At 72.9% G+C, this 12,587-nt stretch carries 10 protein-coding genes (1 of these 10 only partly in view); 5 read left to right on the top strand and 5 right to left on the bottom strand.

The genetic code is table 11. The features are described from left to right. Positions 1-491, bottom strand: the 5' portion of a protein-coding gene (locus R6Y94_RS44485) for a TetR/AcrR family transcriptional regulator C-terminal domain-containing protein (RefSeq protein ID WP_412103013.1). 415 nt of this gene lie to the left of the window's left edge; 491 of the gene's 906 nt are visible here — the first part of the coding sequence; the start codon lies at positions 489-491; the stop codon falls past the left edge of the window. Between the two features lie 297 nt (positions 492-788). Between R6Y94_RS44485 and R6Y94_RS44480 the strand changes: the two genes are divergently transcribed. Both R6Y94_RS44480 and R6Y94_RS44475 read left to right on the top strand, forming a co-directional pair. After that, entirely contained in the window at positions 789-1,775 is a 987-nt protein-coding gene (locus tag R6Y94_RS44480) for an ATP-binding cassette domain-containing protein (protein ID WP_318403358.1), read from the top strand. Further along, positions 1,768-2,547, top strand: coding sequence for an ABC transporter permease (locus R6Y94_RS44475; RefSeq protein ID WP_318403356.1), 780 nt, complete (start codon positions 1,768-1,770; stop codon positions 2,545-2,547). The genes R6Y94_RS44480 and R6Y94_RS44475 overlap by 8 nt, the downstream gene beginning before the upstream one ends. A gap of 507 nt (positions 2,548-3,054) precedes the next feature. On the opposite strand, the gene R6Y94_RS44470 is transcribed toward R6Y94_RS44475, so the two are convergent. Both R6Y94_RS44470 and R6Y94_RS44465 read right to left on the bottom strand, forming a co-directional pair. Further along, the gene (locus R6Y94_RS44470) at positions 3,055-3,675 is read right to left on the bottom strand and encodes a DUF305 domain-containing protein (RefSeq protein WP_318403354.1); all 621 of its coding nucleotides are present in this window, start codon (positions 3,673-3,675) and stop codon (positions 3,055-3,057) included. 76 nt (positions 3,676-3,751) lie between these two features. Next, positions 3,752-4,639 carry a DUF1996 domain-containing protein gene (locus tag R6Y94_RS44465; RefSeq protein ID WP_318403353.1) on the bottom strand — a complete coding sequence of 296 codons (888 nt, stop codon included), beginning with the start codon at positions 4,637-4,639 and terminating at the stop codon, positions 3,752-3,754. 513 nt (positions 4,640-5,152) lie between these two features. Here R6Y94_RS44465 and ligA point away from each other — a divergent pair. After that, the gene (gene ligA, locus R6Y94_RS44460; RefSeq protein ID WP_318403351.1) at positions 5,153-7,507 is read left to right on the top strand and encodes an NAD-dependent DNA ligase LigA; all 2,355 of its coding nucleotides are present in this window, start codon (positions 5,153-5,155) and stop codon (positions 7,505-7,507) included. 12 nt (positions 7,508-7,519) lie between these two features. Here ligA and R6Y94_RS44455 read toward each other — a convergent pair whose 3' ends face one another. After that, positions 7,520-8,317: a putative protein N(5)-glutamine methyltransferase gene (locus tag R6Y94_RS44455; protein WP_318403349.1), complete on the bottom strand. Its 798-nt coding sequence runs from the start codon at positions 8,315-8,317 to the stop codon at positions 7,520-7,522. A 275-nt stretch (positions 8,318-8,592) separates the two neighbouring features. Here R6Y94_RS44455 and R6Y94_RS44450 point away from each other — a divergent pair, with 275 nt between their 5' ends. Next, a complete protein-coding gene (locus R6Y94_RS44450; protein WP_318403347.1) occupies positions 8,593-9,324 on the top strand; it encodes a hypothetical protein in 732 nt (243 codons plus the stop codon). Positions 9,325-9,527: 203 nt separating this feature from the next. After that, positions 9,528-10,763 (top strand): sodium:proton exchanger, encoded by a 1,236-nt coding sequence (locus tag R6Y94_RS44445; RefSeq protein WP_318403345.1) that lies wholly within the window; start codon positions 9,528-9,530, stop codon positions 10,761-10,763. 391 nt (positions 10,764-11,154) lie between these two features. Here the strand turns inward: R6Y94_RS44445 and R6Y94_RS44440 are convergent, their stop codons facing one another. Then, a complete protein-coding gene (locus R6Y94_RS44440) occupies positions 11,155-12,387 on the bottom strand; it encodes a cytochrome P450 (RefSeq protein WP_318403343.1) in 1,233 nt (410 codons plus the stop codon). Positions 12,388-12,587 lie beyond the last annotated feature (200 nt).

The following is a 12,587-nucleotide window of genomic DNA, read 5'->3' as shown; positions in this document are numbered from 1 at the left end:
CACTGCATCCTGGTGATCACTTCGAGCCGGTCCCGCCAGCCTGCGGGCGGTGGCTCCGGCAGGGCGATCTCGCCGAGTACCTCCTCGACCATGAGCTGGACGAGATCGTCCCGGCTGGGCACGTACCGGTAGAGCGCCATGGTGCCGACGCCGAGCTGCGCCGCGACCCGCCGCATCGACAGCGCGGCGAACCCCTCGGCGTCGGCGACCTCGATCGCGGCCTGGACGATCCGGTCCCGGGTCAGCCCGGGATCCGCCTCCCGAGCCGCCCGGCGCCGTGCGGGGCCGGGCACCGGCGAGGGTTCCGGCTCCACCACCACGGTCCCGATTCCGGGTACGGCCCGGACCAGGCCCTCCTGACCGAGCACGGTCAGCACCTTGGTTGCGGTGGCCATCGCGACGCCCCACTCGGCGGTGATCCGTCGGGTCGACGGCACCCGGTCGCCCGGGCGCAGTTCGCCGGCGGCGATGCGGCGCCGGATCTCGGCCACGATCCGACGGTACGGCGGCTCTGCTCCGGGACGGTCCACCGCTGCTCCTCGTTGTCGATCGCTACGTCGCGTACTAGTGCACCGGGAGGGTATCGGGTGGCTGCCCGCCGGCCGGCACGTCGCGGTCGCGCGCCCCGGCTCCCCGCTCGACTCCCCGGCCAGGAGCACTAGTGCACTAGGGCAATGAGTTCTCCTTTGACCCTGACATTGTGCCCGCTCGCGTTATCTGCTTAGCCTGTACGCAATCACATTGACCGGGTACCCCGACCGGCCGCACGGGGATGAGGAGTGGCTGTGATGGCACCGGGATGGGCGATCGAAACGGCCGGCTTGACAAAGGCGTACGGGTCGGTGCGGGTGTTGACCGGCATCGACCTCCGGGTACCGGAGGGCAGCGTCTTCGCCTTGCTCGGACCCAACGGGGCGGGCAAGACGACGACGGTACGAATCCTGGCAACCCTGGTTCGGCCGGACGCCGGACAGGCCCGGGTCGCCGGTTTCGACGTGCTGCGGCAGCGACACCGGGTACGCCGCAGCATCAGCCTGACCGGGCAGTACGCGGCGATCGACGAGTTGCAGACCGGCGAGGAGAACCTCCGGATGATGGGCCGGCTCTCCGGCCTCTCCACGGCGGGCGCCCGGGCGCGGGCCCGCGAACTGCTCGACCGGTTCGACCTCGCCGACGCAGCGGGCCGCCGGGTCGGCACCTACTCCGGCGGGATGCGACGACGGCTGGACCTGGCCGCCGGACTGGTCGGCCACCCCTCGGTGATGTTCCTCGACGAGCCGACCACCGGGCTCGACCCGCGCAGCCGTCAGGCGCTCTGGCAGGCGATCGGCGGACTGGCCGAGTCCGGGGTGACGGTCTTCCTCACCACGCAGTACCTGGAGGAGGCCGACCGGCTCGCGGACCGGATCGCCGTACTGGACGCGGGGCGGGTGGTCGCGGAGGACACTCCGGCCCGGCTCAAGCTCCGCTTCGCCGAACAGCGGCTGAGCCTGACCCTGGCCACCGGGGCGGACTTCGAGAGCGCCCGGCAGCAGCTCGGGACACGGGTGCTCCGGACCGATCTCGCCAGGTTGACCCTGGACGTGGCCACCGACGGCACCGCCCCGGGCATCCGGGGCCTGCTCGACGAGGTCGACCCCGGGCGTACCGCGGTGACCCGCTTCGCGGTGCGTACCGCGACCCTCGACGACGTGTTCCTGGCCCTGACCGGCCACACCGCCGGCCGCGCCGAGCCGGCCGCCAGCCGTACCGAGAAGGAGCCCGCCAATGTCTGACCTCGCGCTCGCCGGGCGTCGCCCGTTCGGCACGGACCTGCTGACCATGGTCGGGCGCTGCCTGCGGCTGTCCCGGCGCAACACCGACGCGGTGCTGATGTCGCTGCTGCTGCCGGTGATGCTGATGCTGCTCTTCGTCTATCTGTTCGGCGGTGCCATCAGCACCGGCATGGAGTACGTGAGCTGGGTCGTGCCGGGAGTGATCCTGCTCTGCACCGGGTTCGGCGCGGCCACCACGGCGGTCAGCGTCACCCAGGACATGGCGGGCGGGATCACCGACCGGTTCCGGGCGATGGACGTGAGCGGCGCGGCCGTACTCGGCGGGCAGGTGGCGGCGAGCGTCGCCCGGAACGTCCTGGCGACCGTCCTGGTCTTCGGGGTCGGGTTCGGCATCGGGTTCCGGCCGCAGGCCGGGCCGGTCGAGTGGCTGGCCGCCGCCGGCATCCTGCTGGCGTTCGTCGTCGCCATGTCCTGGCTCTCCGCCGCCGTGGGGCTGCTGGTCCGCTCGGTGGAGGCGGCGAACGGATTCACCTTCTTCGTGATGTTCCTGCCCTATCCGAGCAGCGCGTTCGTGCCGATCGACACCATGCCGAGCTGGACCCGGGGCATCGCCGAACACCAGCCGCTCAACCCGGTGATCGAGTCGCTGCGCGGGCTGCTGCTCGGTACGCCGGTCGGAGCCAGCCCGTGGACCGCCCTGGCCTGGTGCTCCGGCCTACTCGCCGGGTCGGTCGCGCTCTCGGTCGTGCTGTTCCGGCGCCGGACCGGCTGACCGGGTCCGCACCTTGCTACCAGCTCCGCGACGAGATCCGGAGCCTGCACGACCAGCTCGGCACCACCTCGGTTTACGTCACACATGACCGGGAGGAGGCGGTGCCCTCTCGGTCCGGATCGTGGTGATCGTCCGGGGCGACGGGTCCACGCTCGTCGTCGCCGTTGCCGGGACACCGCCCGGCCCGGCCGGCACCGCCACCTCGTTCGCCTTCCGCGCCTCGGCGATACGCCTCGACCCGCCCACCGACGGTCCGACCACCGCGCCCGCCGCCCGGGTGCTCCGGTCGACGTACCTGGGCGAGCCTCAACCTGCCGGTCGAGGTGGCCGGGGTGCGGCTGCGTACCCAGCTCGACGAGGGGACGCTGTGGGCGGGTGGGGCCGGACTGCCGGGCCCGGGGGACGGGCTGACGGTGCACCTGCCGGCCCGGGCGGTCGTACCGCTGGCTCCGGACCCCCGCAGCGGCGGTCGGCTGAGCGGCGGCGGTGCTCGTCGGAAACCGGAAGTCAGTCCGGCAGTCGGTCGAGCTGGGTCAGGTAGCCGGTGCCGGTCCGGGCGATCGCCCCGGCCAGGCTGGTGGTGTCGGGGTCGGCGCCGGAGCGCTGCTCGGCGCCGGCGACCCGGACAGACTGCGCCAGATGTGCCCGGAGGTACTGGCCGAAGAGGCGCCGGAACTCGGCTTCCGATGCGGAGCCGAGCGCGGTCAACTGGGCGGCGGTGACCATCCCGGGCATGTCGTGCCCCTCGTGCGGGTTGGTCTTCGGCGCACCGGAGCGGTCGAGCAGCCGCCGGCACCGCTCCAGGTCGGCACGGTGGGTCTCCCGGATCCGGGTGGCGAGCCGGCGCACGGCCGGGTCGGTGGTGCGCTCCGGCACCAGGTCCAGCAGGGGCAGCACCCGTTCGTGCATGGCGACGGCAAGTTGCAGCCAGGCGATATCGGTGCCGTTGAACGGGCCGGACGGACTGGGCGTACCCGCCGGGCCGGGCGGTCGGCTGGCGGTGACCGGGGCCGCGCCGGTGGGCGTACCCGAAGCCCTTGGTGGTGCGGCAGCGGAGCCGGCACAGCCGCCGGCCAGCAGCACCGCGACGAGCATCGCGGCGGCCGGTACGCCGGCGGTGTGCCGCATGTCCGGGCCTCCTTCTCCGGTCGCTGTGGTGCGGGTGGACCTGGCCGGAGCCGGATCCACCCGCGGAGCCCCACGGTCAGCTCGGGCGGCCGTCCGCACCGCACTTGATCACGGGGCGGATGCAGTCCCGGACCCGGCGCAGCATCTCGGCCTCGGGCCAGGCGTTGAAGAAGTCACCGTGCATGGTGAACCCGCCACCGGAGGCGAGCCGGAACCGGGCCGGGTCGCCGTTGACCGGATAGCGCAGCACCTGGCGCAGCTTCGGCACCGCCACCGGGTGGCTGGACGGGCAGGCCTGGTTGACCGGGTACGCCATGTGGCTCTTGTGGTCCGGCGAGTCGAGGTCGCGGCCGTTCCAGCACTGCGGGAAGTCGAGGTACGACTCGATCATCGTCCCGGCAGGACAGTTGACGAAGTCCTTGGACGCGCCGACGTGCCCGGCGTGCAGGCAGGACCATCGGGAGATGGTGGTCGAGTCCGGGGCGGTGGCCCGGGCGTTGCCGGCCACGATCCGCAGGCCCAGCGGCAGGGGCTGGGTGTTGGCGACGATGTCGCTGCGGACGCCCTCGCCGAGGTAGTAGAACGTGACGATGGCCGGTTCCACCGGGACGTTGTCGGCGTAGAAGGTGGGCACCCAGTAGGACGAGACGTCGACCCGGGGGTTGCAGGTGGTGTCGGAGTTCAGCAGGTCGGCCAGGTTGGTGTGGGCGTTGGTGGTCGTCGCGCCGAAGAAGCTGTGCATGTGCGAGGCGCCGGGCAGGCCCGGGAAGATGATCGGGTCGTCCGGCAGCCGGTGGCTGTACGGACAGTCGGCCAGGAACTCGGCGACCCGGACGACCCGGGCCTCGGCCGGCTCCGCCCGCTCGATCACGGCGTAGCCGCCGAGCAGGGCGAGCAGGGCGCCGAACAGCGTCACGATTCTCAGCCGGCGGCGCAGCGCGTGCAGGGGTGCGGCCCTTTCCATGTGGGCACTCCTAGCTGGTGAGCGGCCAGCGGAGGGGTTCCGGCGCCGCCGCCGAAGGCGTCGGAGGTCGCTGGCCAGACTGGTGGTGGTCTGCCCTCGTTCGAGGTATGAGAGAGCGCTCTCTCTCATCCACAAGCTTGAGCCTGCCGTCGAAAGCTGTCAATACTTCGGCCCCGAACCACCCCGTCCACTCCATCGCTCCGGGTGTGCTGCGAACGCGACGAGCTGAGCGGCCCCGCCTGCGACCAGGGTGTCTCGCCGGCGGCCTGACCCTGCGTGTGCCGCGTACTCCGTGCGCCGTCCGGCCCGGGTACGCCGGGCTCCGGCTCCGGCCCGGGTACGCCCGGCTCGTCCCCCGGACTGCGCGCCGGCTCGGCCATGAGGTCAGCCTAGGTGCCGGCGCGCGCCCGTCCGGCGGTTGTATCGAGTCCGGCGGGACTGGGGGCGGTGCTTCGTCGTACCCGGTCTCTAGGCTGAACGCCGAGCATGCGGGCCTGACGGGAGGGGGACTTCGTGGCGTACGAGGCAGTAGGGACGGCGACCGACGATCGGCCCGAGCAGCCGGGCGGGGCCGGTCCGGTGGAACCGGTCGTCGATCCGGTGGACCCGGTGGTGGACGCCGCGCTCGCCGAGCCGTTCCCGGACCGCCCGGCTTACGAGGCGGCGATCGCCGAGATCCGGTCGGCCGCGGCCGCCTACTACAACGGCGCGGACCTGGCGATGGACGACGCGACCTACGACGCGCTGATGGCCCGGGTCGTCGCGACCGAGGCCGCCCAACCGGGCTGGAAGACCGACGACTCGCCCAGCGAGCTGGTGGCGGCCGGCGCCGGGCTGGTCGGCGACGTCGTGCACAGCGTCCCGATGCTCAGCCTCGACAACGTCTTCGGCGAGGAGGAACTGGCCCGCTGGGCGACCCGGCTCGACAAGCTGCTCGGCCGTCCCGCCGCCGGCTACACCGTGGAGCCCAAGATCGACGGGCTGGCCATCGCCGCCCGCTACGTGGACGGCCGGCTCGTCCAGGTCGCCACCCGGGGGGACGGGCTGGCCGGCGAGGACGTGACGCCGCAGGCACGGCGGGCGGCCGGTCTGCCGGAGCAGCTCGGCGAGCCGCTGACCGTGGAGATCCGCGGCGAGGTCTACATGACCGACGAGGACTTCGCCAAGGCCCAGGAGATGCGCACCGGGCACGGCGAGCCGGCCTTCGCGCATCCGCGCAGCGCCGCCGCCGGCACGCTGCGGGCCCAGGACCGGGCGTACGATGCGCCGCTCTCCTTCCTCGCCTACGCGGTGCACGGCCTCGACGGCGCCGACGGGGCGACCGAGCCCCGCCCGCACTCCGCCACCATGGCGTACGTCGAGAGCCTCGGCGTCGCCACCACCGCCGGTTCGCCGGCCGGAATGCCGCTCTGCACCACCATCGAGGAGGTGCTCGCCGTGGTGGAGTCGCTCTACGCCCGCCGGGGCGAGCTGGGCTTCGGCATCGACGGTGCGGTGATCAAAGCCGACCACCCGGCCGACCGCGAGCTGGCCGGGTCGGGCACCCGGGCACCCCGCTGGGGCATCGCCTACAAGTTCCCCGCCGACACCCGCACCACCACACTGCTCTCGATCGAGGTGCAGGTCGGCCGGACCGGCGTGATCACTCCGGTCGCCGTACTGGCGCCGGTACAGGTGGGTGGGGTGACGGTCACCTCGGCCACCCTGCACAACTTCGACGACCTGGTCCGGCGCAATGTCCGGGCCGGCGACACCGTCTTCGTCCGGCGAGCCGGTGACGTGATCCCCGAGATCACCGGCGCCAAGCTCGACGAGCGACCGGCGGACTCCACCGCCTACGAGCCGCCGACCCGGTGCCCGCGCTGCGACGGCGAGATCGACCGCTCGCAGAAGCGCTGGCGCTGCACCCAGGGCCGGGCCTGCGGCGCCCGCGAGTCGCTCTCCTACTACGCCGCCCGGGACTCGATGGACATCGAGGGGCTGGGCAGCAAGATCATCGACTTGCTGGTCAGCGCCGGCATGGTCACCGACCCGGCCGACCTCTACGACCTCGACCCCGGCACGCTGGCCACCCTGGAGCGGCTGGGCGAGACCTCGGCCCGCAAACTCGTGGCCAACATCGAGGCGTCGAAGCACCAGCCGCTCTCCCGGGTGCTCACCGGCCTCGGCGTACGGATGACCGGCCGGTCGATGTCCCGCCGGCTCGCCCGGCACTTCGGCACCATGGAGGCGCTGCTCGCCGCTTCCGTCACCGGCCTGCAGGAGGTCGAGGGGGTCGGACCGGAGCGGGCCGTCACCATCGCGGCGGAGCTGGTCGAGCTGGCCCCGGTGGTCGAGAAGCTCGCCGCTCGCGGGGTCAACATGACCGAGCCGGGCGTTCCCGGTCAGGCCGCGACCACCGACGGCGACGGCGACGTGGACGTCCCGACCGCGACCGCGCTGCCGTTGCGCCGGCCGGACGGCACCCCGATGACGGTCGTGGTCACCGGTTCCGTGCCGGGACTGACCCGCAACGAGGGCAACGAGGCGGTCGAACGGCTCGGCGGCAAGTCGTCCGGCTCGGTCTCCAAGCGGACCGATCTGGTGGTGGTCGGCGAGGGCGCGGGCAGCAAGGCGGAGAAGGCCACCAGCCTCGGCGTCCGGGTGATGCCGGCGGAGCGCTTCGCCGAGCTGCTCGCCGCGCACACCGCCGGGGACGCTGCGACGATCGCCGAGATCCTGGCCCAGCCGAAGACCGAGGCCGAGCCGCAGCCCGAGACCGAGGCCCAGGCCAAGCCCGAGGGCGAGCCGCAGCCCGAGACCGAGGCCAAGCCGGAGGGCGAGCCAGAACCGGAGAGCGAGCCGCGGCCGGCAGCCTCGGTCGGCTGATCGGGGCGGTCGTCAGCGGCGGCCGACCACCACGGTCGCTGGCAGGTCGTCGTCGGTGACCACCGCCGGAGCGAGGCCGGCCCGGTCGAACACGCCCACGGCGATCTCCGCCTGCTCCAGGCTGGTCTCCACCAGCAGGTGGCCGCCGGGGACGAGCCAGTCCCGGGCTCCGGCGGCCACCCGGCGCAGCACGTCGAGGCCGTCGCGTCCGCCGTCCAGCGCCACCAGCGGCTCGTGCAGCCGTGCCTCCGGCGGCAGCAGTTCGACCGCCTCGCTGGGCACGTACGGCACGTTCGCCACCAGTACGTCGATCTGGCCGCGCAGCCGGGGCGGAAGCGGCTGGTACAGGTCCCCGGCGTACACCCGGCCGTCGAGCGGGGCGAGGTTGCGTCGGGCGCAACGGACAGCGACCGGTTCGATGTCCACCGCGTACAGCACGATGTCGTCGACCAGCGCCGCGACCGCCAGCCCGATCGCGCCGGAGCCGCACGCCAGGTCCAGCACCGTGGCGCCCGGCCGGGCCAGCGCGGCGGCCCGGCGGACCAGCAGTTCGGTACGGCGGCGTGGCACAAAGACTCCCGGGTCGACGGCGACCCGCAAGCCGCAGAAGTCGACCCAGCCGACGATGTGCTCCAGCGGCAGGCCGGAGACCCGCCGCTCGACCATGGCCAGCAGTTCGGCCCGGCTCCGCGCGGCGGTACTCAGGAGTTCGGCCTCGTCCTCGGCGAAGACGCAGCCGGCCGCCCGAAGCCGGCGGACGACCTCCGCGCGGTCCGGTGTGGAGGCGGGAGTGGAGATGGGTGTTGACACGTACAGCCCTTCGGAACGCCTGCCGGCGCTCTCCCGGCTACCGCGACCCGACGTGCCCCGACGAGGCCGCCGACCCGCGGGGTGGGAGCACCCGGCCGATCGACACGGAAATCGGTCCCACCTCCTCCGGTCGCGGCGGCTGAGGCCCTCAACGTACCCCACGGCCAGCGCGGCGCGGGCGGAGCCGGACAGCGGCGGGCGGCGATATCCCGAATTCGTGCCGTTGCGGTCGCGGACCGTGGCCGGGAATCACCGGCGGCCGCACAGTTCTTGGCATGACCTCGCCTCGTAGCCACCTCGCCGGGCGCCTCGTCGCCCTCTCGGCCCTCGTCCTGCTCGGCGCCGGCTGTGGCGTCATCAACACGGTCCAGAACGCGGTCGACACGGCCAACACGCTGGGAGACTTCGCCGACCGGTTGGGGAAGTCCGCCCAGCTCACCTTCACCGCCGAATACCGGATCGTCGGGGAGGAGGCCGGCCAGCGGGAGACCGAGACGGTCACCCTCACCCAGCAGCCGCCCCACTCGGCGCTGAGCACCCCGGACGGCCGGCTCATCTTCACGCCGGAGCACATGATCATCTGCTCCGGCGGCGAGTGCCAGAAGAGCACGAACACCACCGCCGCGACGACCCCGGAAGCCGGCATGGTCGCCGCGGTCACCGGCCCCGGCTTCGTCACCCCGGAACTGGCGCTCGGCCTGGTCGCCGCCGCCGCGATCGTGCCGAACACCGACGTGCAGACGACGGAGCGGAAGATCGCCGGGCAGGACACGCTCTGCGCCGACGTCACCGGGGTCAGCGACCCGCAGGGCGGCACCGAGGGGACCCTCGACAAGCTCACGGTCTGTGTCACCGAGTCCGGCGTACTGGCCTCGTTCGTCGGTCGGACGGACAGCGGCGAGCAGGCCGCGATCGAGCTGGTGAAGTACTCCGAGAGGGTCGACAGTACGGCGTTCGCCCCGCCGGCCGGCGCCACGGTCGAGGACGTGTCCCAACTCCAGTGGTGACGGCCTCCGGAGACCGGTACGCCCGTCAGGGACCGGCCCCGAGCAGGGTCGGTCCCTGACCGCCGGTCTGGAGATCTGTTTCCGCAGTTCCGTCGCCGACCCGGACTGCCGCTCGCCGGCAGCGCCGGGCCGAGCCATCTCGGTGATTCCGCCCCTACCGTCCGCCCGGTCCGGCAGGCTCGATGCCAGGCGGGGGTGGCGACGTGCGGGTGGGACTCGATGTCACGGTGTCCGCTCGGGGCGTGGCGACCCGGGTCGGTTTCGCCGTGCTGGCAGCCGTCCCGGCCGTGGCGATGCGGCTGGCCGGCGTTGACCTGCCGGCGATCGCCGGGATGGCGATCTTCGGGGTGGCGGTGCTCTCGGCGGTCGCCCTGCTGATGTGGGCCTCCGAGGTGGCTCGGGTCGACCTGCCCGGGAGCCTGGCGCTCGCCCTGCTCGCCCTGGTGGCGGTACTTCCGGAGTACGCGATCGACATCTACTTCGCCTTCGCCGCCGGCTCCGATCCCGAATTCGCGGCCTTCGCCCTGGCGAACATGACCGGAGCCAACCGGCTGCTGATCGGGGTCGCCTGGCCGCTGCTGGTCTTCGCCGCCATCTGGGCGGTACGCCGACGCGGGCAATCCGGCGACCCTGGCGGCGTGAGTCTCTCCGCGCACCGCCGGACCGAGACGATCTATCTGCTGATGGCCACCGTCTACGCCCTGGTGATCCCGTTGACCGGCCGGCTGGCCTGGTACGACAGCATCGTCCTGGGTGCCCTGTTCGCGCTCTACCTTTCCCGGATCGGGCGTACCGAGCACGCCGAGGAGGCGCTGGTCGGGGTGGCCGCCACCCTCGCCAGAGCGCCGAAGAGGCGCCGCCGGCTGACCGTCGCCGTGCTCTTCGGTACGGCGGCGGTGGTGATCCTCAGCGCGGCCGAGCCGTTCGGCAAGTCCCTCGTCAAGGCCGGTACGGCGCTCGGCATCGACGAATTCCTGCTCGTACAGTGGCTCGCCCCGGTCGCCTCCGAGGCACCCGAGGTGATCGTGGCGATCGCTTTCGCGCTGCGCGGCCGGGCCGACGACGGGCTCGGCGCGCTGCTGGCGGCGAAACTCAACCAGTGGACCCTGCTGATCGCCTGCCTGCCGATCGCCTTCTACCTCGGCGGCGGTGAGTTCGCCGGGCTGCCACTCGACCCGCGGCAGACCGAGGAGCTCTACCTGACCAGCGCGCAGACCCTGCTCGGCGTCGCCGTCCTGGCCGACCTGCGGATCTCCCGGGTCGAGGCGGCGCTGTTGTTCCTGCTCTTCGCGGTGCAGTTCGCCGTGCCCACCCAGGCGGTCCGGTACGGTGTCGCGGTCGTGTATGCGGTGCTGGCCGGCATTCTGCTGGCCCGGCACCGCCGGGAACTGCCCGCCCTGGTCCGGGCCAGTTGGCCGACCGGCCGGGCCCGCTCCTGAGCCTGGACACACCCGGGTACGGCCCACAGCGCATCCCCGCTCGGGCCGTACCCGGGGTTTCGGCTACAGGTAGCCCTTGGCCTCCCGCTTGGCGACCATCGGTTCAGCCCCCTTGCCCATCTTCTTCAACGCCTCCCGTAGCTGCTGCTCACTCATCTTCGAGCTGCCCTGGACGCCTGCCTCGTGAGCGCGTTGGCGCAGGTCATGAAGTTCGTCCCGATCACCCATCTCAAGCCTCCCTGTTCCGCCGACGAGGGCGCCGCGACCGGCACCGTCCCGGACGGCTGGCTTCCCCCGGCAGCGGCCGCCAAACGGGGGCGCCCCGGGCGCCACGCTCAGGGCGACCTCCGGCGGTCACCCCTGGACGAGCCGGGCCGGCCGAACCCGGCGGTCACCCCCGGACGAGGACGAAGCCGCTGCGCGGCCGGGTCGGTACCCGGCGCAGCGAGATCCCGAGATCCTGTTCCGGTACCTGGTAGTCCAGGTCGGCCAGCCGGGCGGTGAGCGTGGCCAGCAGTGCCACGGTCGTCGTCTCGCCCGGACAGCGGTGGCCGGTACGCGGATCGCCGCCGCCCTGCGGCACCAGCTCGAACGCGCCGATCTCCCGACCGAGGAACCGCTCCGGATCGAAGACGTACGGGTCCGGCCACAGCTCCGGAAGGTGGTTCTGGCCGTACAGGTCGAGCAGGACCATCGAGCCGGCCGGAATGGGCACGTCCTGCCAAGCGAGGTCCCGTACCGCGTGGCCGGCGACGAACGGCGCGAACGGGTAGAAGCGGCGGACCTCGTGCCCGAACGCCGTGACGTAGTCGGCGCTGCCGGAACGGAGCCGGGCCCGGAGCTCCGGCCAGCGGTGCAGGGCGTGTGCCGCGAAGCTGACGAACCAGCAGACCGCGACCGTCGGCCGGACCAGGTTGAGGATCTCCACCGCCGCGAGCCGGGGATCGAGCGGCTCGCCGTCGGCGTCCCGGTAGCGGGCGATCACGTCGAACGCGGATCCGGCGTCGACGGCCCGCCGACCCTGCCGGACCTGCTCGACCAGCCCGGCCAGCCAGCGTTCCCGCCGGCCCCGCGCCTGCCGGGCGCGCCAGTGTCGGGGGCCCAGGGTGCCGAAGCCGTCCACCAGCGCCACCATGTCGGCGGCCACCGTGGCGACGTCCGGCTCGGCCAGTGGCACTCCCACCCACTGACAGACGGCACGGGTGAGGACCCGGCTGACCTCGTCGAAGAGTACGACCGGCTGCCAGGAGGGCCAGCGGTCGACGGTCTCGTTCCAGGCCGTGCCGGCGTACCGCTGGAGGGTGGTGATCGCGTCGGGGGTAAGCAGCGACGTGAAGATAGCCTTGCGGTGCCGGTGGTCGGCACCGTCGAGGGTGTGCACCGCACGCCGGCCGAAGAGGGTGTCCTGGACCGGGCCAGGGATCGCCCCGTGCCGCCGGATGTGCGCCTCGTCGTAGAAGAACCGGGCCGCGTCCGGGCCGCACAGCCCCACCGCCCGCTGCCCGAGCAGCCGGGTCTGGACGGTTTGCGTCCCTTCCCGACGGCGCAGGTTGGGCAGCCAGCCGTACCCCTCGGCGGCCAGCCGCAGCGTGTTGTCGACGAGGAGACCAGGACGCGGAGGCATTTGTCCTTCATGCCCCGGCGAACCGCGACTAAACCGGGGTCCGGGGCAGAGGTCCCGGTACCGTCGACCACGACCAGCGCACTGACGCCGGTCGCGGCCACCTTCTGGCTGTCCTCGCCCGGGCGGCGGTTCCGCACCGGTTCCGGCCCCGCCCGCGGCCCCCGGGTTCCCACCACGCTCTGCGGCTGACCGGCCGTGCT

Origin of the sequence: Plantactinospora sp. KLBMP9567, assembly GCF_033446045.1 — a bacterium.
Lineage (GTDB): Bacteria > Actinomycetota > Actinomycetes > Mycobacteriales > Micromonosporaceae > Plantactinospora.
The sequence above is the reverse complement of the archived record's forward strand: the minus strand, read 5'-3'. Positions and strand labels throughout refer to the sequence as shown.

Excerpts from the sequence above, each read along its gene's own strand:
- R6Y94_RS44465 (WP_318403353.1), bottom strand. The coding sequence starts at position 4,639 with ATGGAAAGGGCCGCACCCCTGCACGCGCTGCGCCGCCGGCTGAGAATC.
- R6Y94_RS44450 (WP_318403347.1), top strand. The coding sequence starts at position 8,593 with ATGACCTCGCCTCGTAGCCACCTCGCCGGGCGCCTCGTCGCCCTCTCG.
- R6Y94_RS44480 (WP_318403358.1), top strand. The coding sequence starts at position 789 with ATGGCACCGGGATGGGCGATCGAAACGGCCGGCTTGACAAAGGCGTAC.
- R6Y94_RS44440 (WP_318403343.1), bottom strand. The coding sequence starts at position 12,387 with ATGCCTCCGCGTCCTGGTCTCCTCGTCGACAACACGCTGCGGCTGGCC.
- R6Y94_RS44475 (WP_318403356.1), top strand. The coding sequence starts at position 1,768 with ATGTCTGACCTCGCGCTCGCCGGGCGTCGCCCGTTCGGCACGGACCTG.
- R6Y94_RS44470 (WP_318403354.1), bottom strand. The coding sequence starts at position 3,675 with ATGCGGCACACCGCCGGCGTACCGGCCGCCGCGATGCTCGTCGCGGTG.